The sequence below is a fragment of the Curvibacter sp. GW821-FHT09D12 genome (assembly GCF_059416245.1).
In genome coordinates, this window is the sequence record NZ_JBWKOU010000043.1 from 1 (window position 1) to 25,729 (window position 25,729).

Consider the following 25,729-nt stretch of genomic DNA (forward strand, 5'->3'; position numbering starts at 1 on the left):
GCCTGGGCTACCGCCAAGGCCCGCTCGATGTCGCCGCCGCCTACACCCGCACCACCTTTGCCGGCCTCACCCAGTCCCTGGGCAGCAACGGCCTGGCCGGCCCCGGCACCTCAGGCGCAGCGGCCCCCCTGGCCGGTGACATGGCCGACACCAGCGTCTACGGCGCCTACGACTTTGGCCCTGCCAAGGTCATGGGCATCGTGGCTCAGCAAAAGCTCTCCAACGTCGCCACCACCGGCAACGACCTCAGCACCAAGGGCTGGAGCCTGGGCGTGAACGCCCCCGTGGGGGCCTTCAACGTGCTGGCCTCCCTTGGCCAGGTCAAGCTCGGCTCGGCCAAGGCCCAGAAGTTCGCCATCGGCGGCGTCTACAACCTCTCCAAGCGCACCGCCGCCTACGCCACCCTGGCCCGCGTCAGCAACTCCGGCGGCGCCTCCATGGCCGCCAACTCCTACGGCTCCGGCGCCCTCGGCCCCGTCACCGGCGCCAACAACGTCAATGGCAACTCCACCGGCTTTGACATCGGCCTGCGCCTGGCGTTCTGACCCCTGGCCCCGGGCGCCCCTGTCGAAGCCAGCGTGAATCAGGACAGGTCGGGCCCCGCCTCTGCCAGGGCTGCCCGGCCCCCTTGTTCACCGGATCGACCGGGGCCCTGTGGGCACGAGACTTTGCTTTCTTCAAGACTTTCAGGGCACCGGGCCTCCGGTGCCCTTTTTTCATTCGCCCACCCGGAACCGGCCTGCCACAACACCCCAGGAGGCTTCCCCATGCGGCGGCATCTAAGCATATGAAAAATGAATGGTTGGCGTCTTGGGATGCGGCGCACAGAATCGGGCCCCCGCTCCTCCATTGCCGCTGATCCCCGCCTCCATGCCGTTCAAACCCGCTTTTCTGGCCGCCGTTCGACTGACTCTGCTGTTGCTGGCGGGCGCTGGCTTGGCCGAAGGGGCCGCCGCCCAGGGCTATCCGAGCCGACCGGTACACCTGACCGTGCACAACACCCCGGGCAGTGCCCCGGATGTGCTGGCGCGCTACGTGGGCAACCGCCTGAGCGAAAGCTGGGGCCAGAGCGTGGTGGTGGACAACCGCACCGGCGCCGCCGGCGTGTTGGCCGCCGATGCCCTGGCCAAGGCGGCGCCCGACGGCTACAACCTGTTGGTGGGCGGTGACGGACCGATCACCATCTTGCCCAACCTGCAAAAAAACCTGCCTTACGACGCAAGGCGTGATCTGCTGCCCGTGGCGCCGCTGGGGCAGATCGACTTTGTGCTTGTGGCCCACCCCAAGTCCGGGCTGCGAAGCGTGGGTGATTTTGTGCGCGCCGCCAAGGCCCAGCCGGGCCGGCTCAACTATGCCTCGGCAGGCAACGGCAGCGCGCTGCAGTTTGCGATGGAGATGCTCAAGCAGCACGCCGGCATCTACGCCACCCACATTCCCTACCGCGGCGGGCCGCTCGGCCTGCAAGACGTGATTGCAGGCCAGGTGGACCTGATGTTCATCGCCATCGGGCCGGCCCTGCCCCACATCCGCAGCGGCCGCGTGGTGGCCCTGGCCACCTCGGGCGAACAGCGCAATGCGCTGCTGCCCGAGATCCCCACCGTGGCCGAAACGTATGCGGGCTTTCGGGCCGGCACCTGGTTCGGCTTGTTTGCGCCGGCCGGCACGCCCCAGGCCGTGCTGGAGCCGCTGGCCGGCGAGGTCAATCGCATTCTGCGCAGCCCGGCCGCACGCAAGGAACTGGCGGCCCAGGGCATCGAAGTGGCCAGCCTGTCGCGCCAGGCTTTTGCCCAGCAGGTCAGTACCGAGTACACGCGCTATGCGCAGATCGTGAAAAGCGCCGGCATCCACGCCGATTGAAACCGGGGCGGCCGCGCGCCGCAGCTGCCCCGGTGGCTAAACTCCGACCTTCCCTTTTGAGCTTGTCGGCGCCCGCATGATCATTTTTCACAACCCCCAGCACCACTTGCACGATGGCCGCCAGGAAATGTTCCGCGGCCGCCTCGTGCCCTGCCACGAAAACCCCAGCCGGCTTGACTATGTGATGAGCGAGCTGCAGCGCCGCCCCGTGGGCGTGTTACGCCAGCCCGGCGAGGCGGATCTGGCCCCTCTGCACCGCGTGCACAGCGCGCCTTACCTGGATTTTCTGGCCCGCGCCTGGGACGACTGGGTGGCCCTGAACCCGGCCAATGCCGAACTCGACATCCTGCCCTCGATCTGGCCGGTGCGCGGCTTCAGGCACGAGGCCCCCAGCAGCAACTTCACGGCGCGCCTGGGGCGCTTTTCGTTTGACTCAGGCAGCCCCATCACCGCCGGCACCTGGACAGCGGCCCTGGCCGGTGCACGCTGCGCCATCGAAGCCGCGCAGGCGGTGAGCGGGCCTGCACCAGAGTCGCGGGCGGCCATGGCCCTCACCCGCCCACCTGGCCACCATGCCGGACCAGACTTTTTTGGCGGCTACTGCTTCATCAACAACGCCGCCGTGGCAGCCCAGACCCTGCGCGATGCCGGTGCCCAGCGCGTGGCGGTGCTCGACATTGACTACCACCACGGCAACGGCACCCAGACCATTTTTTACGAGCGTGGCGATGTGCTGACGGTATCGGTGCACGGCGACCCGCGCACCGAATACCCCTTCTACCTGGGGTATGCCGACGAAACCGGCGACGGCAACGGCCAGGGCTGCAACCTGAACCTGCCGCTGCCCACCGGCAGCGACTTCGCCACCTGGCGGGCGGCCCTGCAACAAGGGCTGGACGCCATCGCGGCCTTCGGCGCCGAGGCCCTGGTGGTGTCACTGGGGGTGGACACCTTTGAAGGTGACCCGATTTCGCAGTTCAAGCTGGCCAGCGCCGACTATCTGCAGGTTGGGGCCGCCATCGCCCAAGCCGGGCTGCCCACGGTGTTCGTGATGGAAGGCGGCTACGCCGTGGCCGAGGTGGGCATCAACGTGGTCAACGTGCTGCAGGGCTTTGCGGGCTGAGGCCAGGTGTATCCAATGGTTCGTGACTGCACACGCCGCCCCCAGAGGGTGGCGGCGCTGGGCTGACGTTCTTTCACAGTCTGCGCCGAGGGCAGCCCGGCGGCCTGCTACCATGCGCCCCTGGCCCCGATGGCCCGCGGGCACCTGCCCCGGTGGCCGGCCCGCCACGCCAAGAAACAGACCCCCATGGACAAGCACGAGGCCTACCGCGAACTGGGCCTGCCCCCTACCGCCAGTGATGACCAGTTGAAAGCCGCCTGGCGCCGCCTGGTGTCGCGCTGGCACCCCGACCGCAACCCCAGCCGCGACGCGGCCAGCCGCACCCAGCGCATCAACAAGGCCTACCACCACCTGCGTGCCTTGCGCGATGCCCCCCCCGAGCCGGCCCCCACGCCGCCACCGCCCCCGGCGCAGCCAGCGCGCCCGCCAGCGGCCGACAAATCCAGCCACAAGACCAAGCCCCCCCCACCCCGGGAAGTGACGGTGCGCCAGGTCAGCCTGTCCATCGAGGAAGCCACGCTGGGCTGCGTGCGCACCCTGCGGGGCCGCTTTACCCATGCCTGCGCAGCCTGCCAGGGGCAGGGCCACCGGGTGCTGCCCAGCGCCTGCCCGGGCTGCCAGGGCAAAGGCACACGCGCCAAGGCCGCCCTGTTTGGCTGGCTGTGGACCCAGGAAACCTGCCCCGACTGCGCTGGCGACGGCCGCGAGCATCAACACTGCACCCTTTGTGAGGGCACGGGCCAGCGTTCGGTCAACTACCGGCGGCATGTGCGCATCCCGCCCGGTGTGCGCGCCGGCGACGAACTCAGCGTGCCCGGCACCCTGCACGATGGCATGGAGCTGGCCCTGGAACTGCACCTCGACATCGAGCCTCACCCCTTCTTTGTGCTGGAAGACGGGCAACTGCGATGCGAGATCCCTGTGTGCGGCTACGCCTGGGCGGCCAATCAATGGGTGGAGGTGCCCGCCCCCGAGGGCCTGCAGCACATGCGACTGAACCGCGATGCCCTGGTGTACCGCTTGCGCGGTCAGGGCTTTCCCGAGCGGCCCAACGGCCCGCGTGGCGACTACATCGTCAAGGTGGTGCCCAGTTTTCCGGAGGCGCCCAATGCCGAGCAACAAGCCCTGCTCGATCAGCTGATGGCCGCCTCGGTCCGCGCGGCCGAAGCCCAGCCCGACAGCGCGCTGGGCCGGTGGCGCCGGCAACTGGCAGGCTGGCAACCCAAGGCGCAGGGCGCCAAGGACTGAGCAACCGTCTGGGAAGCCTCAGGCCCTGCCCTGCACGGCCAGCGCCCGCCGAACCCACCAGATCAAGGGGAGCGTGAGCAGCACGAAGCCCGCCACGCACTGCATGGCCGACACCACGCCCAGCCAGTCCCCCAACCCGCCGAACGCACTGGGGGCGATGGCACCGGCCCCGATGGTGGCGGTGTAATACAGGGCGAAGGCCCGGTCACGCCGCGCGGGTGTCACCAGATCGGGCACGCAGCCGTACAGCACCGATGAGGTGCCGTTGAGCATCAGGCCCAACAGGGGCATCAGTGCCAGTGCCCCCCACCAGGGCAGCAGCAAGGTCCCCAAAATGCACAAGGCCGTGGCCCCTTCGGTGAACCACACCGTGCGCATCATGCCCAGACGGCGTTCCAGCACCGCACACCACAGCTTGCCCAGGGCACCGCCCACAAACAACAGGCCCAGCGCCAGACCGATGCCGGCGGTGCCCGCGCCCTTGGTGGTCAATACAAAGGGCAAGAAGGTCAGAAAGCCCATGCGCGTGCCGCTGTCCACCACCCCCGTGGCGGCCAGGGCCATCAGGCCCCAGGGGGGTGGGGCGACTGCGTCGCCAAGCCTTTGCACGGCGGGCTCGGCCGGGGCCGCCACGGCGGGCTGCACCTGCGCAGGTTCGGCCCGCAACAGCCAGGCCAGTCCGGCGGCAGCCGCCAGTCCCAGCAGGCCCACCGCGATCAGGCTGTGTTGCCAACTGAGCCACATCGTCAGACCGCCCACCAAGGCCGGCACAGCCGTCTTGCCCATGTCGCCGGCAAAGTTGTACGTGGCCAGCGCCCGCCGGGCCTGCAAACGGTCGCCGGCATACGCATCGGCCACCAGGGCCGAAGCCAAAGGGTGCTGGGTGCTGGCACCCAGGCCTCCAAGCAAGAGCGCAGCGCACACCACCGGCAAGGCACCACTGAAGCCAGCGACCAGGTAGGCCAGCGCCACCAGCAAGGTCCCCCCCACCAGCAAGGCGGGCCGTCCCCAACGCCTGGCCAGACGCGTGGCCGGCACCTGGAAACCAGCCATGCAGGCGGCATACAGGCCACGCAGGGCTCCGGTGAAGGCCAACGACAGGCCAAACTGGCTCTGCCAGAGGGGCAGCAGCACATAGATCAGGTCGGTCATGCCGTCGTGCACGGCGTGGGCCGCGCTGGCGGCCCACAGGTTGCGCCGGGCGGCCGAGGGGACGACCGCGGAAGCCTCGGGTGCGGGGGCAGGTGTTGTGATCGAAATCATGGCGGGCATGATGCCGCGAGTCCGGCTCAAGCCGTGACCCGGATTGAGGAAAATGCATACCCATCATGAGTCAATCAGATACCCCCACCCTCCCCGATCACACCGCCCCAGCGCAGCCAACACCAGATCGGCCCCGGCCTGGGCGGCCACAGCAGGTGCCTTTGAACGCCGTGCGGGTGTTTGTCGAGGCGGCGCGCTGGGGCAGCTTCAAGCGCACGGCTCAACACCTGGGGCTGACGCAAAGTGGCGTCAGTCGCCATGTGGCCACCCTGGAGTCCTGGCTGGGCCAAGTGCTGTTCCAGCGCAGCGGCACGGGCCTGAGCCTGACCGAAGCTGGGCGCCTGTACTTCGACACGGTCCAGGATGCGATGGCCACCATCGAGCTGACCAGTCAGCAATTGCGCAGCCGCACCGCCGGACCTTCGGTGTTGCAGGTGCGCACCTCCTTGCCTTCGCTGGCCATGGCAGTGCTGATCCCGGCACTGGCCCGCTTTCAGGAGGCCCACCACATCAGCGTCGAGCTGACCACCTCGCTGGCCATGCCCCAACCCGACGATGCCTTTGATGTGCTGGTGACACGCGATCTGAACCTGGGGCATGCCGAGCAGTGGCACCTGGCCCACGAGGAGCTGGTGGCCGTGGCCACGCCCGAGCAACTGCGCCGCTGGCATCACAAACCGGTATCAAGCTGGCCCTTGCTGGTGGCCCGATCGCGGCCTGATGTGCTGGCCCTGTGGTCTCAGCGCCAGGGGCTGGGTGCTGGCGGGCTGCACATCCAGGCCGGATTCGATCATTACTTTCTGGCCATCGCGGCGGCCCTGAGTGGCGCTGGGGTGCTGGTGGCGCCGTCGTTTTTGGTGGCCAGCCATCTTCAACAAGGCCTGCTGAATGAGTTGCCACTGGAGCGTGTGCGCGGCGAGGGCAGTTACCTGGCGTTCATCCACCCGCGTTGTGCCCAACCGGATCCGGCCAGGGCATTCTGCCGCTGGATCAAGGCCGAACTGGCCGCCAGTCGCCCCGCCTGAGCGCCCCGGCCCACCGTGGATTCAGAGCCGTTGGCACAGGTATGCCTCGGTCTGGTATGGAAAGGCCACCGTGGCCTGGCCGCTCAGGGCCGGGTGGTGGGCGACGAGGTTTTGCAATTGTTGGCGCACCACGTCCTGCTTGTCGGGCGGCAATGCTGCGATGAAGCTGACCGACATGAATCGGTCCACGATCACCTGGGCCGGCGGGCCCACATGCTGGTAACTGAAACGGCTCAGCGCCAAGGGCGTGAACCAGCGCCCTGTGAAAGGCTTGCGCCAATCGCCCTTGTAGAAGCGCGGCGCATCGCCTTCATGCGGTGTGATCAGCTCGGTCAGCCTGGCCACCCAATCGACCGATTCGTCGCGCACGTTCCAGACCAGGCCCAGGCAGCCGCCGGGGCGCAGCACGCGGTGGATCTCTTGCAGCGCGGCCTCGGTGGCAAACCAGTGGAAGGCCTGCGCACAAACCACGGCGTCGACCGAGGCGTCGGGCAAGGGCAATGCCTCGGCCGTGCCCCCCAGGGCGCTCACGCCAGGTAGCGCAGCCGTCAACTGGGCCCGCATTTCAGCCACCGGTTCAACCGCGACCACCTGAGCGCCCGTGCGGGCCAGCAAGCGGGTGAACTTGCCGGTACCAGCCCCCAGGTCCAGCACCCGGCTGGCCGGGCCCAGGCCCAGGGCCTGCTGCAGCCAGGGCAGCAACTCGGCCGGGTAGTCGGGGCGGCCCTGGGCGTAGGCCTGGGCGGCTTGCGAGAACCCTTGTTGGGCGGCCTGGTGCACCGGCAGGGTCTCAGAAGCAGAAATGGGCTGGGTCATGGATGGACTCCTTGCCAGGATCGAGCGAGCCGAGGGCTGGGCCTGCTCTGGGCGCCCTCAGGCCGGGCGAGCCATCGGGTTGGGGGTGGGTTCGGCCACCTTGAACAGGTGGTTGCGATCGGTGTGGTGGAAGGGCTCGGTCTGGCCCCGGATCATCATCACCGTGTCTTCGCTGTAGCCCCAACTGCCGTCGGGGTGGATGGTGACCTCGATGCGGTACTCCACCGTCTTGAAGGCGTGATCCAGAAACGGGTTGGAGCTGATGTTGGCATGCGTGTCGCCCAGGGTGGAGACCAGCTCGAAGCGGGTGGCATCGGGGGCGGCCTGGCCCACCGCCATGGCGATCTGGCCGCGCGGAATGGCCAGGGTCTGGATCACCGTGCCGGTGGCCGGCTCCCACAGCCAGTAGCCGACCTGGTCATGGTAGGTCTTGGTCTGGCCGGGCTTGACCACGTGCACGTGGTAGCGCAGGCCATACAGCAGCTGCGGGCCGTTGGTCTGCGGGTCGATGGGTTGCAGCTCGATGCGCTCGACATAGGCCTGCTTGCGCGGGCCGTCGGCCTTGGGTTTGACGTCCAGCCCACGGTTGCCCTCCCACACGCCGGCCATGGGGGCCAGCGGGCCCAGGTTGGCCAGAGTGTTGAAGTCAAGGTTGGCGGGCTCGGTGTAGATGTCCTGGGCGAAGGTGTGCGACATGGCAATGCAGATGCTTGGGTTGGGGGCGATGTCGGCCCCCAGCAGGCGCCCGACTCCAGCGAGCCCGGGACGGCAGCGGTGAACCGACACCTCTGGATCATAGAACGGACACACGCTCTGACTTGGCTCTCGCGTAACAAGGTGCCAAGAGCCCCGATTTATCCATTGTCATCTCGCTCCAGATGATTGATCCGAACCAAGATCATTTCAGATAACTGAGCCCGACAGCCCACCACCAAGCCCAGCGCCAGCAACTGCCCAATCATTGAGCAGCGCAACACAAGCCCTTGTGAATCAAGTACTTACCCTGGCTTTCAGCCCCCTGGGCACGGCTTATCCACAGTGTTGTTCAGGGTTTGCAGGGAAAACTGCCGGCCTTGCCCGAGGCTTCAGCGACCGGCGGATTGCAGGGCCAGTTCAGCCAGGCGCACGGCACCGGCCTGGCTGCGGGCGCCGGCAATGAACAGGTTCATGTGGCAGAACACGCTGTCGGCCACCCCGGTGACGGCCGCCATCTCCTGCTCGCGCAGGCCGGCCCAGGCTTCGGGCAGGTCCATCTTGGCGGTGAACGAACCGGGCTCGATCGGCACGGTCTTGATCTGGTATTGGTCGCCATCCGAATCGGGGTAGATCACCAGCAGCACCTCAGGCATTTCTTCAAGCACCACGTGGGTCCAGGGCATGCCGCCCTCACGCAGGTGCAGCACGCGCCCGTCGAGCAGGCGCGGGGCATTGCGCACGGTTTCCTTGGCGCGCAGCTGCGAGATCTTGCGCACGATGGCGTGGTCCAGAAAGCGGCGGGTGATGGCGATCGCCTCACGGAAGCGGGTCTCCTGCAGAGCGGCCTTGGTGTCCTGCGTCAGGCCCTGCTCGTCCATCCAATGGGTGTTGAGCTGCGAGACCAGGGCCGACAGGCCGAAGATGCCCGGGGCCACATCGCCCTGGCCGGTGTCCACGATGTCGAGGTACTGCACCAGCGAGGCATCGAGCGAACGCACCACCTCGGCCACCGCCGCGTCGTCCAGCGCATGGCCCTGGGCCTGCGCCAGCGCGCGCACATAGTCGGTGCCATGGGCGGCCCACACGAGGCCGGCACTGGCATAGCCCACGCCGGGCTGGCTTGCGCCGTCCACCCATCGGGCCGGGCGAGCGCCGTCAAAGCCGCGCTGGTGGTGGTCGAAACGCCCACGCGCCGCGTCCCACTGCCCGCCGACATCGACCGCGAAATCGGCGGCCTCGATCAGTTCGTTCTTGCGGGTTCGGATCAGGGTGTGCGAGGGATGCACCCCCATGAGCACGCCCACGCCAAAAACGTCGTCGGCGTGGAAGGTGCCACTGTGGGTGGCGATGGTCTTGTGGTCGGTCATGGGGGGATTTTAGTGAGTGCGGGCGCCTGAGCGTTCAGCAAGGGCAGCCCCCAGACTGGGGGATTGAACCCTAGCAAGGTGACGATCCCAGACCGGCCCGTGACGATCTGATTGCCGCGCAGCGGTGAAAGAGATGCGTCCGCAACAGCGAGTGCGCGATAGAACGATTCGTTCATGGGGCGGTGTCACAGCTGCCCGATCACGCCGGGCAAGTGCCCGTCATCCATCCATCGAGCTGCAATCCAGGCACGTTGAGCGCCGCCCCGCTGGGCGTCTTCGAGGCCCATGACAAACTCGCGCCGGATCGACAATAGCGGAAGAACGTGGTTTGAATGTTCCGTTTTATCTTCCAAAATTTGTTTTCGACGAAATAACGGAACATACTCCACCCATGCCATCCAGTACCCACCATCAGCGCGTCCTCGATCTGGCCAGCCAGAAGGGGCTACTGCGCACCAGCGATTTGAACGCCATCAATGCGCCTCGGGTTGTACTGACACGCCTGACCGCTGCGGGCCTGCTGGAGAAGGTGGGGCGCGGCCTGTACCGTCTGCCGGATACACAGGTTTCCGAATTCGAGAGCCTGGGCACCGTCGCCACCAAGGCACCCCAAGCGGTGTTCTGCCTGCTCACTGCGCTGCAGTTTCATGAACTGACAACGCAGTTGCCTCGTCAGATCTGGATCGCCATGCCAAGGGGCAGCCACCCGCCTCGTGCCGACTATCCGCCCGTCAAGATGGTGCAATTCACAGGCGATGCCTACTCAGCAGGGGTTGAGGAAGTCGACCGCGACGGCGTCAAGCTACGGGTGTACGGCGTGGCCAAGACCGTGGCCGACTGTTTCAAGTACCGTCACAAGATCGGGCTCGATGTGGCGTTGGAGGCGCTGAAAGATGCCCGCTCGCGCAGCAAGGCATCCGTCAACGACCTCTGGCGCTTCGCCAAGATTTGCCGCGTAGCCAACGTAATGCGCCCCTACCTGGAAAGCGTCGGATGAGTGCGGCCGCCCACAATGTCGCGTCATCCATCCGAGCGCGCCTGCTTAATGTCGCCAAGGCGCAAGGTGTCGACTTCAATCAGGTGCTGGTGCGCTTTGCATTGGAGCGCATCCTCTATCGGCTGACCCAGTCGCCGCACGCAGATCGCTTTCTTCTCAAAGGTGCGCTGCTATTCACGCTTTGGTACGACATGCCACACCGGGCCACACGCGATGCAGACCTCTTGGGATTCGGTGCCAGCGATCTGGAGTCCGTGGCCCAAGTATTCCGGGACATCGCAGCCGTCCCGGTCGGCGACGGTATCGTGTTCAACCCGGCCTCCGTCGTGGTGGAGGAGATCCGAAAGGAAGCGGGCTACGGCGGCGTCCGTGTCGTCATTGCGGCCGATCTGGCCAGGGCACGTTGCAAAACCCAGATCGACGTCGGCTTCGGCGACGCGGTCACCCCAGCGCCTGTTGATTCGGTGTATCCGGTGCTGCCGGAGGACATGCCCGCGCCGCGGCTGCGGGCTTACCCTGCGTACACCGTCATCGCAGAAAAGCTCCACGCCATCGCTTTGCTTGGCATGACCAACAGCCGCTTGAAGGACTATTTCGATCTGTCGGTGCTGTTTGAACGAGAAACTCTAGACACCGATCTGCTGGCCCATGCCATCAACGCCACATTTCAAAGACGGGGCATGGCAGCGCCTGAAGCACTCCCCGTCGGCCTGACAGACGAGTTTGCACACGACGCTTCGCGCCAGGCGCTGTGGCTGGCTTTTCTCAGGAAGAACGAGCTTCCGCCAGAACCCTTGCCCGCCATCGTGGGTCGTTTGGGCGTGGCATTGGCCCCAGCGTTGAACGCCGTCGCTCGTTGAAGACCATCTCATGGGTTAGCCACCCACCTGGCTGCTAGCTCAAGGGCAAACTGATCGGGGCGACGGCGCTTTCTCTGCCCCCTTGTCACGGACACCCCCCCAACGAGCAAATCGAACAAGCCATCATCCTGGGCCAATCCACCGGTATCGACTGCACCGGGTCTTGGATTCACGACGACGGCCCGGTCTCGCTCCGCCCCCTCAGCCCCTCCGGCAGACGCAACCACTGCAGGTGCGCCAGCGAGGCATACAGCGGCAGGCTGATCAGGCGCGACACGCCGCTGGCCACCAGGGCACTGGCCATCAGGCTCAGCACCAGGCCGTGACCATCGACCATTTCCATCACGATGATGAAGGCGGTGAGCGGCGCCTGGGTGGCCGCGGCCAGAAAGCCCGCCATGCCCAGGGCGATCAGGGTGCTGGCCTGCGCCGGGTTGAGCCACTGGGCCAGGTCATTGCCGATGCCGGCGCCGATCGCCAGAGAAGGCGCAAAAATGCCCCCGGGCACGCCTGACCAGCTGGTGATCCAGGTGGCCGCGAACTTCAGCAGCACATACAGCGGATTGGCCTGCTGCGGCCCCTCCAGCAGGCTGCGGGTGTGCTGGTAGCCACTGCCGAAGGTGGCCCCATCGCTGGCCAGCCCCATCACGGCCACCGCCAGGCCGCAGCCGGCGGCAAAGCGCACCGGGAAGGCCCGGCGCCAGCGCGTGAACACATCGCCCGAGGCCATGCTGAGCGAGGCCACCATCAGGCGCGAGAACAAGCCGCCAGCCAGACCGGACACCACGGCCACGGCCAATGCCGGCACCAACAGGCCGAGGTCGACCACCCCGGGCCGGATCACCCCGAAATACGTGGCGTTGCCGTACACCGACACCGCCATCAGCCCCGACAGCACGATGGCCGCCATGATCAGGCCGTTGCTGCGCTGCTCGGGCTTGCGGGACAACTCTTCGATGGCAAACATGATGCCGCCCAGCGGCGTGTTGAAGGCCGCGGCAATGCCGGCGGCCCCCCCCGCGATCAACAGGCCCTGCTCCGACACCGGCCCACCCGGCTTCAAAAAGCGCCGCGCCGAGTGCATCACGCCAGCCGCGATCTGCACCGAGGGGCCTTCGCGCCCCAAAGACAGGCCGCACAGCAGGCCAGTGGCGGTGAGCAGCATCTTGGCCAGGGTCAGCCGCAGCGACACAAACCAGGCGCTGGCCGGTGCCGGCAGGCCCGGTGTCAGGGCGGCCATGACCTGCGGAATGCCCGAGCCCGCAGCGCCCGCAGCAAAACGCCGCGTCAGCCACACCACGGCGGCCGTGCCCAGCGGCGTCCACAACAGAGGGGCCCACCAGGCCAGGCCTTGCAGGGCGTGAAAGGCCAGCAAAGCCTGTTCGGTCAGCCAGGTGAAAAGCACCACCGTGAGGCCCGACAACACGGCGAAGCCCATGACGACCGCCCGCACCGACCACAGGCGCCAGTCGGAAAGCTCTCTGCGAATGGCCTGCATGACCTGGGGATGCTGTTTCATGGTGTGAGCGTGAGATGGAATGGCCCGGCGCGGGGTCTGTGCCAGCGTGGGCTCGATTGTATTTGTACAAATCCAAATGCGTGGGGGCCCTGTGCCGACAGGCCCTACACTCCCCCCTTCGCCGCGCCAGCACTGCGCGCTGATCCGCGCCCGCCATGACACCCGAGACCCCAGAGCCCACCCCCTCCCCGCCCAACCGTGTTCTCCCCCGCCTGGGAGCCGCGCTGCGGCGCAGCCCGGCGCTGGCCAAGGCCCTGGGCGCGGCCGTGACGGCCCGACTGAACCGACGCCGTGTGGCCTGGGCCGTGGCTGCGGTGCCCCTGGGGCTGGTGCTCTACACCGTGCTGCTGATCCCGTTCACGCCCAGCATCCAGGACATCCGCAAGGCCAACCAGGAGCAGCCGGCGCAGATCCTGTCGGCCGACGGCAAGCTGATCACCGAGTTCAAGCGCGCCAACCGCGAGTGGGTGCCTCTCAAGCGCATCTCACCCCATGTGGTGGACGCCCTGATTGCCACCGAAGACCACCGCTTCTACCAGCACCATGGGCTGGACTGGCGCCGCCTGGGCTCGGCGGCGCTCAGCACCTTCGGCGGCAGCCGGCAGGGCGGCTCGACCCTGACGCAGCAACTGGCGCGCAATCTGTACCCCGACGAAGTGGGCCGGGCCCCCACGCTGACGCGCAAGCTCAAGGAGGCCATCACCGCGGTCAAGATCGAGATCGTCTACAGCAAGCCCGAGATCCTGGAGACCTACCTCAACACCGTGCCGTTTCTGTACAACGCCTTCGGCATCGAGATGGCGGCCCGCACCTACTTCGACAGCTCGGCCGATGCCCTGGATGTGCTGCAAAGCGCCACCCTGGTGGGCATGCTCAAGGGCAACAGCTATTACAACCCGGTGCTCAACCCGGAGCGCGCGCAGCAACGGCGCAACATCGTGCTGTCCCAGATGGTCAAGCGCGACAAGCTCTCGGCCACGGCCTTCGAGGCCCTCAAGAGCCGCCCCCTGCGCATCGACTTCGAGCGCCAGACCGAGCCCCCGGGACCGGCCGCCCACTTTGCCCAGCAAGTGCGCAAATGGCTGGTGGCCTGGGCCGACCGCAACGACTACAACATCTACACCGATGGCCTGGTGGTACGCACCACGCTCGACTCGCGTCTGCAGGCCCTGGCCAACCAGGCGGTGCAGCGCCAGACCGCCCAGCTGCAACGGGTGGCCAATGCCGCCTGGGCCGGCGCCAGCACCTGGAACGCCAAGAACCCGTTGGTGCAGGGCTTCATGCGCGACACCCCGGCCTACCGCAGCGCCTTGGCCGGCGGCCTGAACGATGCCCAGGCCCTGAAGAAGCTGCAGGCCGACACGCCCTTCATGCGCAGCCTGCTGCAACAGAAGACCTTGCTGCAAGCCGGATTTCTGGCCCTGGACCCACGCAACGCCCAGGTGCGGGCCTGGGTCGGCAGCCGCGACTTCGAGCAGGACGCCTACGACCACGTGCAGCAGGCACGCCGCCAGCCCGGCTCCACCTTCAAGCCTTTTGTGTATGGCGAGGCCTTCCGCCAGGGCATGAGCCCTGACGACACGCTGGTCGACCAGAGCATCGAGATCGCGGTGGGCCGCAATGAGGTCTGGCGCCCCAGTGACGAAAGTCCGCCCAGCGGGCGCCCCATGAGCCTGCGCGATGGGCTGGCCTATTCCAAGAACACCATCACCGCCCAACTGGTGCAAAAGGTGGGCCCCGACAAGGTGGCCCGGCTGGCGCGGGCCCTGGGCGTGCGCCAGAGCAAGCTCGAGGAGGTGCCCTCGATCGCCCTGGGCACCAGCCTGGTCAGCTTGAAGGAGATGGTCAACGCCTATGCCAGCATCGTCCACCAAGGGCGCTATCTGGAGCCCACGCTGGTCACCCGAATCGAAGATCGCCAGGGCCACGTGATCGAAGACCTGGCCCCGGCCCGCGCCGAGGCAGCCTTGCCCGAGCGCGTGGCCTACACCCTGATCGACACCCTGCGCGGCGTGGTGGACCGCGGCACCGGCACCGACATCCGCAACCGCTGGGGCATCCGGGCCGACGTGGCCGGCAAGACCGGCACGACCCAGGACAACACCGACGGCTGGTTCATCCTGATGCAGCCCCAGTTGGTGGCCGGCGCCTGGGTGGGCTTCAACGACAGCCGCATCACCCTGCGCAGCGACTACTGGGGCCAGGGTGCACACAGTGCCCTGCCCATCGTGGGCGACGTGGTGTCCAAGACCTTGCGCGCCCGCTTGATCGACGGCAAGACCCGCTTCGAGCCCCCGGACGACAGCAACTGGCTGCAACGACTGCTGCAACGCGCCCGCGAAAGCCTCAGGCAACAACTTCACGACCTGTGGCAAGGCCTGGCGCAGCGACTGCTGCAACACCTGCCGCATGGCCTTTGGTCACAGCCCGCCAAGGCCCCTGCCCGCCCGCCGGCCCCGCCGATGCCGGCCAATCCGCCCGCCCCACCGCCGCCTGTACCTGAGACAGCACCCGACCCGTTGCAGAAAAAGATCGACGACATCATCACCGAACCGCGCGAAGAAAGCCCGGCGCCCCAGGTGCTGCCCCAGCCCAGCCCGCCTCAGGCTTCATCGCCGCAACCCTTGCCTTACGAACAGCGTTGAAGCCGGCGGTAAGCCATGGACGCGAGATGGGGGCACGATGAGTGAGCGCACCGTGCGCCGCTCGCGTGCTTCCCCGCCGGGAACCCGCTGGACTCAAGAGTGGCCCGCCCGGTCCAGCCACAGGTAGCCCACAAACAAGGCCAGCAGCCACAGGGTTTCGGCCAGCATCAAAAGCACGGGCCGCCAACCCAGCGCCACCAGCCTGGCCAGTGAGGTTTTCATGCCCAGGGCCGCCATGGCCACCACCAGACAGACACGCGACAGGTCACCCAACAGCCGCCCCGCCGTGACCGGCACGCCACCGACGCTGTTCAGCAACACCAGCCCCATGAATGCCAGCAGGAACAAGGGCACCAGAGGGACCCGGCCGACCGCATCCGCGGGCGCTGCGGGTGATACCCGGGCCCTGTGCCGTCCACGCCAGTACAGGGCCAGCAAGGCCACCACCGGCACCAGCAACAGCACACGCAACAATTTGACGATGATGGCCACATCCGCCGCGTGCGGCGAGATCATCGAACCCGCCCCGACCACCTGCGCGACATCGTGGATGGTGCCGCCCAGCAAAATGCCTGCCGCCACATCGGGCAGTTGCAGCAGCAAGGCCAGCGGCGGGTAGAAGACCATGGCCAGGGTGGAAAAACCGGTCACCCCCACCACCGTCAGCAGCACGCAGCGCTCGTTCTCCTCGGACCTGGGCATCACCGCCGACACGGCCAAGGCCGCTGAGGCACCGCAGATCGAGACGGCCGCCCCCGACAGCAGCCCCATGTCGCGTGTCAGTTGCATGCGCCCAGCCAGCCACGCCCCCAGGCAGATCGTGCTGACCACGCCGGCCACGGCCACGCAGAACGGCCCCGCACCCAGGCTGCTGACCTGCCCCAGGGTGATGCGCGCTCCCAGCAGGGCCACGCCAGCGCGCAACACCGTGCGGGTGCAGAAATCGATGCCGGGACGGCAGCGCGCATCCTCGTGAAGAAAGTTCAGCGCCAAGCCCAGCAAGAGCGCGTAAAGCAGCAAGGGCCCCCCGTAATGCTCGGCCATGAAGGTGGCCGACACCATGACCAAGGCGGCCATCGCGGCACCAGGCCACAGCACGCGCAAGCGCCCCACACCGGCATGCAATGCCGGCCAATCCGAGAAGGTCCTCATGGCAAGCCGATCCAAGGGCCGCTCAAAAGGCAGCGCCGAAAGGCGCCAAGGAGGCAAACGCCTGCGCCAGATCGTTCTGCAGGTCGACCGGGTCCTCCAGGCCCACGTGCAGGCGCACCACGGCACCCCGTCCCCGCCAGTCCTCCAGGCTCCGGGCCTTGTTCATGTCGGCCAGCGTGGCCAGGCTTTCATAGCCACCCCACGAGGCCCCGATGCCGAACAGGGCGAGGTGATCGATCAGTTGCTCAGCCGCCTGCGGCGCCATTGAGGGCTGCATCTCAAAGGACAGCAGCCCGTTGGTGCCCTTGCAGTCCCGCCGCCACAGCGCGTGCCCGGGGTGTGAGGGCAACGCCGGGCAGAACACGGTGGCCACCTCGGGCCGGCCCTGCAGCCAGTGCGCCAGGTGCAGGGCATGGCGCTCGTGCATCTGCAGGCGGGCCGACAGCGTGCGCATGCCACGCAGCACCAGCCAGGCGTCGTCGGGGCTCACGGTCATGCCGAAGGCATCGCTGCGATCGGCCAGGGTTTGCCAGGCCGCCCGGGTGGTGCAGACCGTGCCCATCATCACATCCGAATGACCCGACAGGTACTTGGTGGCCGCCATGATGGAGATGTCCGCCCCCAGGGCCAACGGCCGATACTGGCACCCCGAGCCCCAGGTGTTGTCCGCCACCAGCCAGGCCCCCTGGGCATGGGCCAGGGCCGCCAACTCAGGCAGGTCGCACATCTCATACACCAGCGATCCCGGGCATTCGGCATACACCATGCGGGTCGCGGGCCGGACCAGGCGGGCCACATCCTGGCCGTCTGCCCGGAAGAAACTGCAGTCGATGCCGTAGGGGGCCAGAAAGCTGGCGGCCAGGTGACGCACCGGCTCGTAGACCGCGTCAGACATCAGCACATGGTCGCCGGGCCTCAGGTAGGCCAGCAGCGTCATGCCCACGGCCGCCAGCCCGGTGGGGAACAGGCGCGTTCGATAGCCTCCTTCCAGCTCGCTGACCGCGTCTTCCAGCGCGAAGGTGGTGGGCGTGCCACGGGCACCATAGGTGAACAGGCGCTCGCTGCCACGCCGACCGCGCATCTCGCGTTGGGCCGCCACGCTGTCGAACAGCACGGTACTGGCCCGCACCAGGGGTGGGTTGACGGGACGGCCTCCGGCCTGCTCGGGGGGCTGCCCGGCATGCAACAGGCGGGTCTGGAGACTGACACCAGCCGGATGGGATGGGGTGTGGTTCGTGGTCATGTGCGGTGGTTTGGGCAGGCGGTTGGGATGCAGGTGTGGGGCTGAGGCGCTGGGCCTCAATCAACCCGTGCGCCCGACAGCTTGACCACCCGCGACCAGCGCTCGATGTCTTGCCGCACTTGCGCTGCAAAGGCCTCCGGTGTGTTGGCCACCACCTCGCTGCCGCCCTCGGTGATCTGACGGCTCACCTCCGGCGAACGCAGGACCCGCACCAAGGCCTCATGAAGGTAGGCCACCCGCTCGGCCGGGGTACCGGCGGGCACAAAGAAGCCATACCAGTCTTCAAACCGCGCATTCGGATAGCCCAGTTCCTCCAGCGTGGGGACCTTGGCAAACACGCCGACCCGACGCGGGCTGGTCACCGCCAGGGCGCGCATCTTGCCGTTTTGCACCATGCCTGCCACCGATGCGGTCGAGGTGAGCAGCACATCAACCTGCCGGCCCAGCAGATCGGTGATGGCCGGGCCCGCGCCCTTGTAGGGCACATGGGTCATTTCCACACCGTGGTCTTTGGCCAGCATCACCCCTGCCAAGTGCGACAGCGTGCCGTTGCCAGGAGAGCCGTAGGTCACCGTGCCCGGGTGGCTGCGGGTGCGACCGGCCAGGTCGGCGAAAGTCTTGTACGGAGAATCCGCCGCCACCACCAGCGCCAGAGGCGCCGCATTGATCTGGGTGACGGGGATGAAGTTCTTTTGCGGATCAAAGCCCGCCGAGGCATACAGCGAGGGGTTCACCGCCATCAGCGACACCTGGCCGGACAACAGGGTGTAACCGTCCGCCTTGGACTCGAGCACGGCCTTGGCACCGATGTTGCCGCCGGCGCCGCCCCGGTTTTCGACCACGGCGGCCTGGCCCGTCACCTCCTGCAGGCGCGCCGTCACCAGTCGCGTGGTGCCATCGTTGCCGCCGCCAGGTGGAAACGGCGAGATGAAGCGGATCGGCTGGACCGGAAAGCCATTGCGCGGCGGCAAGGGCTGGGCATGCACCGGGGCTTGCAGCCAGCCGGCCAGAACGGCAACGGCTGCCAGCCAGAAGGGGATCGACATCGGGCGAAGGGGGTGGGACATGGGTCAACTCCTGTGTGGGTCAGAGCGAGGGGGCAATCGATAAGGCAAGCCATGAGGCATGGCGTTCTGAAAGCCTGGGGCAGCGCCTTGTACCGGCGCTTGCGCCCTTCAGCTGCGGTGCGGCAACGCGGCAGGCAAGCGAAAGCCGGCGCGTTCAGCGGGGTCCAGCTGGGCCACCAGACCGGTCTCCCAGGCGAGGTAGCGACGGGCGGCCTCTTTGTTGCCGTCGTGCCGGTCGTGCACAAAAAACAGGTAGTCGATGCATTGCGCATCGCTGGGTGACTCCGGGCTGGCCACCACGGGCAAGCCCGCCGACCGCCAATCGTCCAGCCCACCCGCCAGCAGCAAAGGCATGGGCAGGTTCTCGGGCCACTCCGTGCTGGCCCACGCCGCCACATTGGGATGCTCTGCCACCAGCACAGGCTGGCGGCTTTCGCGCTTCAGAAGCCCTGGCAGCGCCGGCCGGATGGACCACACGGCCGACGCGATGTGGGCCTGGCGATACTGCATGCCAGGCCTCAGGTCGATCAGGGCCAATTCACCGGCCCGCAGGCGCGCGGCCAGTTCGGCGGGTTGGATGCTTTGCAGCGGGGGCGGCTTGGGCAGCTCCGCCGCGGGCAGATCCAGGCCGCTGGCCAGACCACCGGTCAATACGCAGGCGTCGTGCCCCATCTGGCGCAGCCAGCTGGCCACGGTCGGTGCCCGCACGCCGTCACTGTCGAACAGCACCAGGCGCGCGCCCCGCACGCCGATGTACTGGTCGACCGCCTGCATCAATTGGCCACCGGGGGTGTGTTGGGCCTGAGGCAGGCTGCCTGCCGCAAATTCTTCGGGCGTGCGCACATCGCACAGAAACAGGCTGCGCTGGGGATCGACCGCCCAATCGCCCACGGTGCGGGCATCCACAAAGGGCACCTCAAAACGACGCGCCAGGCGCTCGGCCTCAGGCTTCAGGGCTGCACTGCCCGAATCGTCGGGGTAGCGTCGACCGCCGCCGTGCTCCAGCACATGATCGGCCAGGTACCACCCTTGCGTGCCGTTCTCCAGCGCGTAGACCGGATTGGGAAGGCCCAGGTTGATGAGGGTCTGTGCGCCGATGATGCTGCGCGTGCGCCCGGCACAGTTGATCACGATGGGCCGCAACGGGTCGGGCACCAGGGTCTTCACACGGTAGGCCAGCTCTCCGTTCGGGCAACACAGGGCCCCCGGGATGTTCATCTTGCGGAATTCGCTCACCGGTCGCCCGTCCAGCACGGTGACGGGTTGGCCCTGGGCCAGCCACTGGGCCAGTTGATCGGCACTGATGCGCGGGGTGTGGTAGACCTGCTCGGCCAGTTCGCCAAAGGTCTTCGAGGGCAGGTTGACCCCGGCAAACAACACATGCCCCGCAGCGGCCCAGGCGCGGGTGCCTCCCGCCAGCACACTGACCTGCCCGTAACCCAGGGCCTGCAGCCGCGTGGCGGCGCGCTCGGCCACCTGCCACGGGCTGTCATCGCCCGCGTCGTACACCACCACTCGCACCCCGCGGCGGGGCAGCAATCGGGGCGCATCGATCTCCAGTCGGCTCAAGGGCAGTGGCACGGCATGAAAAAGATGGGCCTCGCCGTACTGACCGTGTTCGCGCACATCGAGCACAGCCAGTTCAGAGCCATCGTGCAGCCAGGATTTCAATTGGGCGGGTGAGAGGTATGACGTCATGGGAGCCTGATACACAAAATTGGGGCGCAACAAGGCCTGCAGCAAGCCCATCGGGCTCGCCGCACGTTGCGGGACAAGAACCAGAAAGCAGACCGCGGCGGCCGCAGCCGCACCGGTCAGCGGCGGGTCTGGACGCCGATGCCCATCACCTGGCAGGTGCCAGCGTCGAGGTCATAGCTGGTACGGGTGTTCAGGGTTTCGAGCGCACGGCCATACATGTGCAGGTGGCGGATCACCTGATCGCCATGGATTTCCACCGAGTGAATGTCTTCAGGCATCAGGGCAATGCCCGAGCCGGGTGCGACCAGCACGCAATCGGTCTCGCGCAGGCGGCTCACGCCGGGCACCGATCCATCGTCCAGGCGCTGGTACACGCGGTTGTGCTCCGTGCCCTCCACCGCCGCCACACAGGCCCAGGTGGTGTGGTTGTGAGGCACGATGCGTTTGCCGGGACGCATCACATTGAGGTAGAGCGCAAAGCTCTGGTCTGGATCTTCGGCAATCAGATAGCGTGCCTGATGCTCGCCGGCTTCCGGTGCGGCATAGGTATCGGCTTGCCAGAAAGCCTTGGCGGCCGCCAGCTTGAGCAACTCTGCCAACACCTGATCGAGACGCGCCCGGGTGGGCTCCTGGCCCTGCAAGGCCTGCTTCATCTGCGCGATGCCGGCCTGCACGGCCTGTTGACGTTGCACGGCGATGGAAGGGGATGTCGTGTTCATGGAGAGGAGATCCTGAAGGGTTCGTGAAAGGTTCGTGACACGCTTCACTTTAGTGAGACGCAGCGACACGAACAATCCGGCACAGCCATAGAACACTTCAATAAAATTAATACATGGACACCCTGGACCTTGAACTCCTTCGCACGCTCGCCGCCATCGACAACCTCGGCAGCTTTGCAGCCGCTGCCGTCCAGTTGGGGCGCACGCAGTCCGCCATCACCCAGCAGATGCAACGCCTGGAAGAACAGATCGGCCAAGCCCTGTTCGAAAAGCAAGGACGCAACAAAGGCCTGACTGAGCACGGCAAACGACTGCTGACCTACGCACGCCATCTGTTGAACATCAATGACGAAGCGCTGCGCACCCTGCAGCAGGGGCAGTTGCAGGGCCTGCTGCGCATCGGATCGCCTCACGACACGGCGCAGACCATGCTGCCACCGTTGCTGGCCGAGATCGCCCGGCATTCACCGCTGCTGCAGCTTGAGATCCATGTGGGTCGAAGCCCCTTCCTGATGGAGGCGCTCAAGCGGGGCGAACTGGACATGGCGCTGTCCAACCGGGTCGACAGCACGCTGGAAGGGGTGGTGCTGCGCTCCTCTCCCACGGTCTGGCTTTGCGGTGCGGGCTATGTGCACGACCCCCGCAAACCGGTACCACTGATCACCGCCGATGGACCCAGCATCTACCGGCGCCTGGGCCACGAGGCGTTGGAGTCGGCGGGCATGAACTGGACCGCGCGCTGCTCGGCACCGAGCCTGATCGGCATCCGGGCCGCCTTGCACGCGGGCCTGGGCGTCACGGCGCGGGGGGTGGAACAACTCGACGCGGGCCTGAGGGTGCTGGGGGCCGCCGACGGCATGCCCGCCATGCCCGACCTGATCTATCGCCTGTACATCCGCAGCCACGTTGTGAACCCACTCACCCGCCAGGTGTTCGAGAACCTCAAGAACCGCCTGCGACTGGCCACCAGCCCTGCGTGAACCCCGGCGCCAAAGCCGCAACACAGGCTCAGTGCGTGGGCACCGACGCCTGCCGCCCCGCACGCTTGGCCGCGTACATGGCCTCATCGGCCTGAGCCATCAGTTGATCAGTGCTCACCCCATGCTCAGGGTAATGGGCGACACCAATGCTGGGCGTGATCTGCAGGGTATGACGCCCGATGCGGAGCGCCTGCTGCAGCGTGGCCCGGATCTTGTCGGCGACTTGCAGGGCATGTGACGGCTCCTGAATGGATTCGAGCAGCACCACGAACTCATCACCGCCAATGCGGGCCACCGTGTCGGTTTCGCGCACGCAATCCCGCATCCGGCGAGCCACCTCTTGCAGCAGGCCGTCGCCCACCTTGTGGCCCAGCGTGTCGTTGACCTGCTTGAAGCGGTCCAGATCCAGGAACAGCACCGACAGACGTCCCGCCGTGCGTTCGGCGCGCGCCAGCGCACCCACCATGCGGTCGTGCAACAGGTATCGGTTGGGCAGGCCGGTCAGCGCATCAAACTGGGCCATGTGCTGCAGACGCGCCTGCATCTGCTTGCGTTCGATGGCGGTGGCGATCTGGGTGGCAGCGTATTGCAGCAGGGCCTGCTCTTTGTCGTGCCACGGGCAGTGGCCCGCGTCACGCTTCAGGATCAGGGCCCCCAGGGTGCCGCCGGGCGTGCTCAGGGGCACGCCCAGCCTGGCCGCCCAGCCCGCCCCGAAGGCCGAGCGCCAAGTGTCGGGTTTGTCGTGCAGGTCATCCGGCGTGAGCAGCAACAGCCCCCCGCCAGCCATCGCAGCCTCACTGAGGAGACGATCGGCTGGCGCCTCGTGATCGGTGTCAGACGGCGCAGGCTGGCCGACGTGGGCGTCGTAGGCCATCCGGAAACGCCCGTCTTGTGGATCCCGCACCAGCACCTTGAAGTGCGGCGCCGGCATCAAGCCCCCGACGATGGCATGGATGTTGGCGACCAGTTCGCGCACGTCGCCGTTCGCATGCGCGGCCTCAGAGATGGCGAACAGGGCGGCCTGCGTGGCCTCGGCCTGTTTGAGCGCGCTGACGTTGCGCGCCACGGCGTAGCGCCGTTGATCTTCCTCTGACCAGCGGGCCGACCACATCAGGTGCACCAGAGAGCCGTCCTTGCGCACATAACAGTTCTCGAAATGCAGATGCGGCTGGCCTGCCATCACGTGCCGGGCCGCCTGCAGCGTGCGCTCCCGATCAAAAGGGGCAATGAAATCGGTCATGCGACGGCCGATCATCTCCCCGGGGGCATAACCAAAGATATCTTCACCGGCGGGGCTGATGTATTGGAAGATACCGTGGGCATCAACCACACAGATGGCGTCCAGCAGCAGGTCGGCAATTCGGTCCATGAAAGCTCTGTGATCTGATCGGGGGGACGAAAATCGTCAAACCGCAAAAGTGTTACTTGAGAGGGTAGCTGATTTCAACATGTTCGCCCAGCGGCCAGTTCGGTCAGGCCAAGAACGTGTCCACTCAAACAACACCCCTGCCCCTCACTCAATCAGCGCCCATCTGGGCCTGCCGGGCCACTTTGCCCAGGCGCTCGTACTCACGCAGTGTCAGGGCTTGCAGTTCGGCCGCGCTGCCGCTGCGCGGCGTGAAGCCCGCAGCCACCAGCTTGTCCTTCACGGCAGGATCTGCCAACGCCTGCGCCAGGGCCTGCTCCAGCCGCTGAACCACCGGAGCCGGCAGGCCCGCTGGGCCATACACACCAAACCAGGGTTCGACCGCGTAATCGCTCAGCCCCGCTTCAGCCAGGGTCGGCACATCGGGCAGGGCCGGCGAGCGCTGCGCCCCCGCCACGGCCAGCGCCCGCAGCTTGCCGGCCTGGATGTGGGGCAATGAGGCGGGCAGATTGTCAAACGCCACAGGCACCTGCCCGCCGATCAGGTCCGTCACCAGCGGCGCACTGCCCTTGTAGGGCACGTGCACCCAATCGGTCTTGCTGAGCTGGGCAAACAACACGCCGGCCAGGTGCATCGAGGTGCCGGTGCCCGCCGTGGCATACGCCAGGCCCGGGTTCTTGCGCGCATGCGCCAGCAACTCAGCCACGTTCTTCACCGGCAGTGCCGAGCCCACCTCGAGCACGATGGTCGAGTTGCCCAGCAAGCCCACCGCCGTGAAGTCCTTGCGCGGGTCAAACGCCATCTTCTTGTAGATGTGGGGATTGAGCGCATTGGTCGAAATGGCGCCCATGCCCACGGTGTAGCCATCAGGGGCCGACTTGGCCACCGCATCCATGCCGATGTTGCCGCCGGCCCCCCCGCGGTTGTCGATGATCACCGGCTGCCCCAGGGTCTGCGCCATGCGCGCGCCCACCGTGCGCGCCACCAGATCGGTGGTGCCCCCCGCGGCATACGGCACGATGAATCGGATGGGTCGGGCCGGAAAGGCCTCTTGTGCCCTCAACGGAGCACTGCCCAAGAGGCCCAACACCGCCGCACTGGCGGCGCCCAAAAGGGCGCGGCGGCGTTGGGGGGTTTGCAGCGGCAAGGGGTGAAAAGACATTGGCATCGATCGGTCTCCTGTCGGTCTGATAGGCCCATGGCATGACGCGCTGTGGTCATCGTTCATGGGCGGCGGTGGGCATTTTTGCCCGGATACCCGTCTGACGCATGAAACCGCGTGAGAGGGCCCGCCCAGGGCCGGGGCTTGCCCCGGCAAACCTTGCCGATCGGGGCCTGCACCCAGGGTCGGGCTCAGCACCGGGCCCGCAGGGTTGGCGCGGGCCGGCGCAGGATCAGGCCAGCCCGTCGGCGTCGACCGCGCCTTCTGCAAACGGCCTATCGGCCCGCCAGGTCACCAGAATAAAAACACCAGTCCCAGAACTGCTGGAACGGTCTGCACAAACAACACCTTGCGGGCCACGGTCACCGCACCCCAGACCCCCGCCACCGCCACGCACAGTAACCCGTAGGTGGCAAAGGCCTTGGCCACCCCAGGTTCGGGGTACACCAAGCCCAACAACAGGGCCACCACCAGAAAGCCGTTGTAGCAACCCTGGTTGGACATGGCCGCGGCCCTGGCGTCCACGTCCTCCGGTTTGATTCTGAAAACCTTGACCCCCCAGCTTCGGTAGAAAACCATCTCAGCCAGAAAAATCAGGGCGTGGATCAGACACACCAGCCCGATCAGACCTTTTGCCAACATTCAGTGCTCCTTTTTGAAAACCCAAGCCCCGAGCCGGGGCGGCGGACAGGCGGAATGCGCGGTCAAGCCACCCGTGAATCGTCAATCGGCCAATTTCGAACGACGTTGAATGACACCCTGCAGCGCAGCCTCAGACCACGGCAAAGTTCTGCCCCGCCAGGCCCTGTCCAGCGAAAAGAATTGATCAATGGACCGCCATCGGTAATCCCCCCCGCGTCAGAATAGTTGTCGCATCCTTAAAACAGAAGAAACTAGGGGGTGTGGACGATGAGAGAACGACGTGG

General features: G+C 66.9%; 22 protein-coding genes. 9 read left to right on the forward strand and 13 right to left on the reverse strand.

The genetic code is table 11. The features are described 5' to 3' along the window. From AC07PT_RS29935 to AC07PT_RS29950, 4 genes are all read left to right on the forward strand, one after another. The coding region (locus AC07PT_RS29935) for a porin (RefSeq protein WP_494659123.1) at window positions 1-545 on the forward strand (545 nt) is incomplete at its 5' end. A 325-nt stretch (window positions 546-870) separates the two neighbouring features. Continuing rightward, a complete protein-coding gene (locus tag AC07PT_RS29940; protein WP_494659124.1) occupies window positions 871-1,857 on the forward strand; it encodes a Bug family tripartite tricarboxylate transporter substrate binding protein in 987 nt (328 codons plus the stop codon). A gap of 76 nt (window positions 1,858-1,933) precedes the next feature. Beyond that, window positions 1,934-2,980 (forward strand): histone deacetylase family protein, encoded by a 1,047-nt coding sequence (locus tag AC07PT_RS29945; protein WP_494659125.1) that lies wholly within the window; start codon window positions 1,934-1,936, stop codon window positions 2,978-2,980. 186 nt (window positions 2,981-3,166) lie between these two features. Next, on the forward strand, window positions 3,167-4,228 hold the full coding sequence (locus tag AC07PT_RS29950) for a DnaJ C-terminal domain-containing protein (protein WP_494659126.1): 1,062 nt from the start codon (window positions 3,167-3,169) through the stop codon (window positions 4,226-4,228). 18 nt (window positions 4,229-4,246) lie between these two features. Here AC07PT_RS29950 and AC07PT_RS29955 read toward each other — a convergent pair whose 3' ends face one another. Then, the gene (locus AC07PT_RS29955) at window positions 4,247-5,500 is read right to left on the reverse strand and encodes an MFS transporter (protein WP_492345656.1); all 1,254 of its coding nucleotides are present in this window, start codon (window positions 5,498-5,500) and stop codon (window positions 4,247-4,249) included. 56 nt (window positions 5,501-5,556) lie between these two features. Here AC07PT_RS29955 and AC07PT_RS29960 point away from each other — a divergent pair, with 56 nt between their 5' ends. Then, window positions 5,557-6,516: a LysR family transcriptional regulator gene (locus AC07PT_RS29960; RefSeq protein WP_494659127.1), complete on the forward strand. Its 960-nt coding sequence runs from the start codon at window positions 5,557-5,559 to the stop codon at window positions 6,514-6,516. A gap of 21 nt (window positions 6,517-6,537) precedes the next feature. On the opposite strand, the gene AC07PT_RS29965 is transcribed toward AC07PT_RS29960, so the two are convergent. The 3 genes from AC07PT_RS29965 to AC07PT_RS29975 all read right to left on the reverse strand — a co-directional run bounded on the left by AC07PT_RS29965 (window position 6,538) and on the right by AC07PT_RS29975 (window position 9,395). Further along, window positions 6,538-7,332: a class I SAM-dependent methyltransferase gene (locus AC07PT_RS29965; RefSeq protein ID WP_494659128.1), complete on the reverse strand. Its 795-nt coding sequence runs from the start codon at window positions 7,330-7,332 to the stop codon at window positions 6,538-6,540. A gap of 57 nt (window positions 7,333-7,389) precedes the next feature. Next, the gene (locus tag AC07PT_RS29970) at window positions 7,390-8,028 is read right to left on the reverse strand and encodes an FABP family protein (RefSeq protein WP_492345653.1); all 639 of its coding nucleotides are present in this window, start codon (window positions 8,026-8,028) and stop codon (window positions 7,390-7,392) included. Between the two features lie 389 nt (window positions 8,029-8,417). Beyond that, a complete protein-coding gene (locus AC07PT_RS29975) occupies window positions 8,418-9,395 on the reverse strand; it encodes an MYG1 family protein (protein ID WP_492345652.1) in 978 nt (325 codons plus the stop codon). 391 nt (window positions 9,396-9,786) lie between these two features. On the opposite strand from AC07PT_RS29975, the gene AC07PT_RS29980 reads away from it, so the two are divergent. Further along, window positions 9,787-10,392: a type IV toxin-antitoxin system AbiEi family antitoxin domain-containing protein gene (locus AC07PT_RS29980; protein WP_492345651.1), complete on the forward strand. Its 606-nt coding sequence runs from the start codon at window positions 9,787-9,789 to the stop codon at window positions 10,390-10,392. Next, window positions 10,389-11,252, forward strand: a complete 864-nt coding sequence (locus AC07PT_RS29985) for a nucleotidyl transferase AbiEii/AbiGii toxin family protein (protein WP_494659129.1) — start codon at window positions 10,389-10,391, stop codon at window positions 11,250-11,252. Before AC07PT_RS29980 ends, AC07PT_RS29985 begins: the two co-directional genes overlap by 4 nt. Before the next feature lie 169 nt (window positions 11,253-11,421). Here the strand turns inward: AC07PT_RS29985 and AC07PT_RS29990 are convergent, their stop codons facing one another. Continuing rightward, window positions 11,422-12,771 (reverse strand): chloride channel protein, encoded by a 1,350-nt coding sequence (locus AC07PT_RS29990; protein WP_494659130.1) that lies wholly within the window; start codon window positions 12,769-12,771, stop codon window positions 11,422-11,424. A gap of 155 nt (window positions 12,772-12,926) precedes the next feature. Between AC07PT_RS29990 and AC07PT_RS29995 the strand changes: the two genes are divergently transcribed. Then, on the forward strand, window positions 12,927-15,416 hold the full coding sequence (locus AC07PT_RS29995; RefSeq protein WP_494659131.1) for a penicillin-binding protein 1A: 2,490 nt from the start codon (window positions 12,927-12,929) through the stop codon (window positions 15,414-15,416). Between the two features lie 93 nt (window positions 15,417-15,509). On the opposite strand, the gene AC07PT_RS30000 is transcribed toward AC07PT_RS29995, so the two are convergent. The 5 genes from AC07PT_RS30000 to AC07PT_RS30020 all read right to left on the reverse strand — a co-directional run bounded on the left by AC07PT_RS30000 (window position 15,510) and on the right by AC07PT_RS30020 (window position 21,295). Further along, on the reverse strand, window positions 15,510-16,568 hold the full coding sequence (locus AC07PT_RS30000; RefSeq protein ID WP_494659132.1) for a YeiH family protein: 1,059 nt from the start codon (window positions 16,566-16,568) through the stop codon (window positions 15,510-15,512). A 22-nt stretch (window positions 16,569-16,590) separates the two neighbouring features. Then, a complete protein-coding gene (gene metC, locus AC07PT_RS30005; RefSeq protein WP_494659133.1) occupies window positions 16,591-17,811 on the reverse strand; it encodes a cystathionine beta-lyase in 1,221 nt (406 codons plus the stop codon). 56 nt (window positions 17,812-17,867) lie between these two features. Continuing rightward, window positions 17,868-18,857 carry a Bug family tripartite tricarboxylate transporter substrate binding protein gene (locus tag AC07PT_RS30010; RefSeq protein WP_494659138.1) on the reverse strand — a complete coding sequence of 330 codons (990 nt, stop codon included), beginning with the start codon at window positions 18,855-18,857 and terminating at the stop codon, window positions 17,868-17,870. 129 nt (window positions 18,858-18,986) lie between these two features. Beyond that, complete coding sequence (locus tag AC07PT_RS30015; RefSeq protein ID WP_494659134.1) at window positions 18,987-20,576, reverse strand: rhodanese-like domain-containing protein; 1,590 nt, start codon at window positions 20,574-20,576, stop codon at window positions 18,987-18,989. Between the two features lie 116 nt (window positions 20,577-20,692). After that, on the reverse strand, window positions 20,693-21,295 hold the full coding sequence (locus AC07PT_RS30020; protein ID WP_494659135.1) for a cysteine dioxygenase family protein: 603 nt from the start codon (window positions 21,293-21,295) through the stop codon (window positions 20,693-20,695). A 113-nt stretch (window positions 21,296-21,408) separates the two neighbouring features. Here AC07PT_RS30020 and AC07PT_RS30025 point away from each other — a divergent pair, with 113 nt between their 5' ends. Continuing rightward, window positions 21,409-22,275, forward strand: coding sequence for a LysR substrate-binding domain-containing protein (locus tag AC07PT_RS30025; RefSeq protein ID WP_492345643.1), 867 nt, complete (start codon window positions 21,409-21,411; stop codon window positions 22,273-22,275). Between the two features lie 28 nt (window positions 22,276-22,303). On the opposite strand, the gene AC07PT_RS30030 is transcribed toward AC07PT_RS30025, so the two are convergent. The 3 genes from AC07PT_RS30030 to AC07PT_RS30040 all read right to left on the reverse strand — a co-directional run bounded on the left by AC07PT_RS30030 (window position 22,304) and on the right by AC07PT_RS30040 (window position 25,445). Continuing rightward, window positions 22,304-23,644 (reverse strand): diguanylate cyclase domain-containing protein, encoded by a 1,341-nt coding sequence (locus AC07PT_RS30030; RefSeq protein ID WP_494659136.1) that lies wholly within the window; start codon window positions 23,642-23,644, stop codon window positions 22,304-22,306. Window positions 23,645-23,792: 148 nt separating this feature from the next. Beyond that, window positions 23,793-24,803 carry a Bug family tripartite tricarboxylate transporter substrate binding protein gene (locus AC07PT_RS30035; RefSeq protein ID WP_492346155.1) on the reverse strand — a complete coding sequence of 337 codons (1,011 nt, stop codon included), beginning with the start codon at window positions 24,801-24,803 and terminating at the stop codon, window positions 23,793-23,795. A gap of 291 nt (window positions 24,804-25,094) precedes the next feature. Further along, entirely contained in the window at window positions 25,095-25,445 is a 351-nt protein-coding gene (locus AC07PT_RS30040; protein WP_494659137.1) for a DUF1304 domain-containing protein, read from the reverse strand. Window positions 25,446-25,729: the final 284 nt, after the last annotated feature.

Bases quoted from the DNA above. Each gene is read 5' to 3' on its own strand.
- AC07PT_RS29990 (WP_494659130.1), bottom strand. From the start codon at position 12,771: ATGAAACAGCATCCCCAGGTCATGCAGGCCATTCGCAGAGAGCTTTCC.
- metC (WP_494659133.1), bottom strand. From the start codon at position 17,811: ATGACCACGAACCACACCCCATCCCATCCGGCTGGTGTCAGTCTCCAG.
- AC07PT_RS29985 (WP_494659129.1), top strand. From the start codon at position 10,389: ATGAGTGCGGCCGCCCACAATGTCGCGTCATCCATCCGAGCGCGCCTG.
- AC07PT_RS29950 (WP_494659126.1), top strand. From the start codon at position 3,167: ATGGACAAGCACGAGGCCTACCGCGAACTGGGCCTGCCCCCTACCGCC.
- AC07PT_RS30010 (WP_494659138.1), bottom strand. From the start codon at position 18,857: ATGTCGATCCCCTTCTGGCTGGCAGCCGTTGCCGTTCTGGCCGGCTGG.
- AC07PT_RS29965 (WP_494659128.1), bottom strand. From the start codon at position 7,332: ATGACCCAGCCCATTTCTGCTTCTGAGACCCTGCCGGTGCACCAGGCC.
- AC07PT_RS30015 (WP_494659134.1), bottom strand. From the start codon at position 20,576: ATGACGTCATACCTCTCACCCGCCCAATTGAAATCCTGGCTGCACGAT.
- AC07PT_RS29995 (WP_494659131.1), top strand. From the start codon at position 12,927: ATGACACCCGAGACCCCAGAGCCCACCCCCTCCCCGCCCAACCGTGTT.
- AC07PT_RS29940 (WP_494659124.1), top strand. From the start codon at position 871: ATGCCGTTCAAACCCGCTTTTCTGGCCGCCGTTCGACTGACTCTGCTG.
- AC07PT_RS30000 (WP_494659132.1), bottom strand. From the start codon at position 16,568: ATGAGGACCTTCTCGGATTGGCCGGCATTGCATGCCGGTGTGGGGCGC.
- AC07PT_RS30040 (WP_494659137.1), bottom strand. From the start codon at position 25,445: ATGTTGGCAAAAGGTCTGATCGGGCTGGTGTGTCTGATCCACGCCCTG.
- AC07PT_RS29955 (WP_492345656.1), bottom strand. From the start codon at position 5,500: ATGCCCGCCATGATTTCGATCACAACACCTGCCCCCGCACCCGAGGCT.
- AC07PT_RS30025 (WP_492345643.1), top strand. From the start codon at position 21,409: ATGGACACCCTGGACCTTGAACTCCTTCGCACGCTCGCCGCCATCGAC.
- AC07PT_RS29960 (WP_494659127.1), top strand. From the start codon at position 5,557: ATGAGTCAATCAGATACCCCCACCCTCCCCGATCACACCGCCCCAGCG.
- AC07PT_RS29975 (WP_492345652.1), bottom strand. From the start codon at position 9,395: ATGACCGACCACAAGACCATCGCCACCCACAGTGGCACCTTCCACGCC.
- AC07PT_RS29945 (WP_494659125.1), top strand. From the start codon at position 1,934: ATGATCATTTTTCACAACCCCCAGCACCACTTGCACGATGGCCGCCAG.
- AC07PT_RS30020 (WP_494659135.1), bottom strand. From the start codon at position 21,295: ATGAACACGACATCCCCTTCCATCGCCGTGCAACGTCAACAGGCCGTG.
- AC07PT_RS29980 (WP_492345651.1), top strand. From the start codon at position 9,787: ATGCCATCCAGTACCCACCATCAGCGCGTCCTCGATCTGGCCAGCCAG.
- AC07PT_RS30035 (WP_492346155.1), bottom strand. From the start codon at position 24,803: ATGTCTTTTCACCCCTTGCCGCTGCAAACCCCCCAACGCCGCCGCGCC.
- AC07PT_RS30030 (WP_494659136.1), bottom strand. From the start codon at position 23,644: ATGGACCGAATTGCCGACCTGCTGCTGGACGCCATCTGTGTGGTTGAT.
- AC07PT_RS29970 (WP_492345653.1), bottom strand. From the start codon at position 8,028: ATGTCGCACACCTTCGCCCAGGACATCTACACCGAGCCCGCCAACCTT.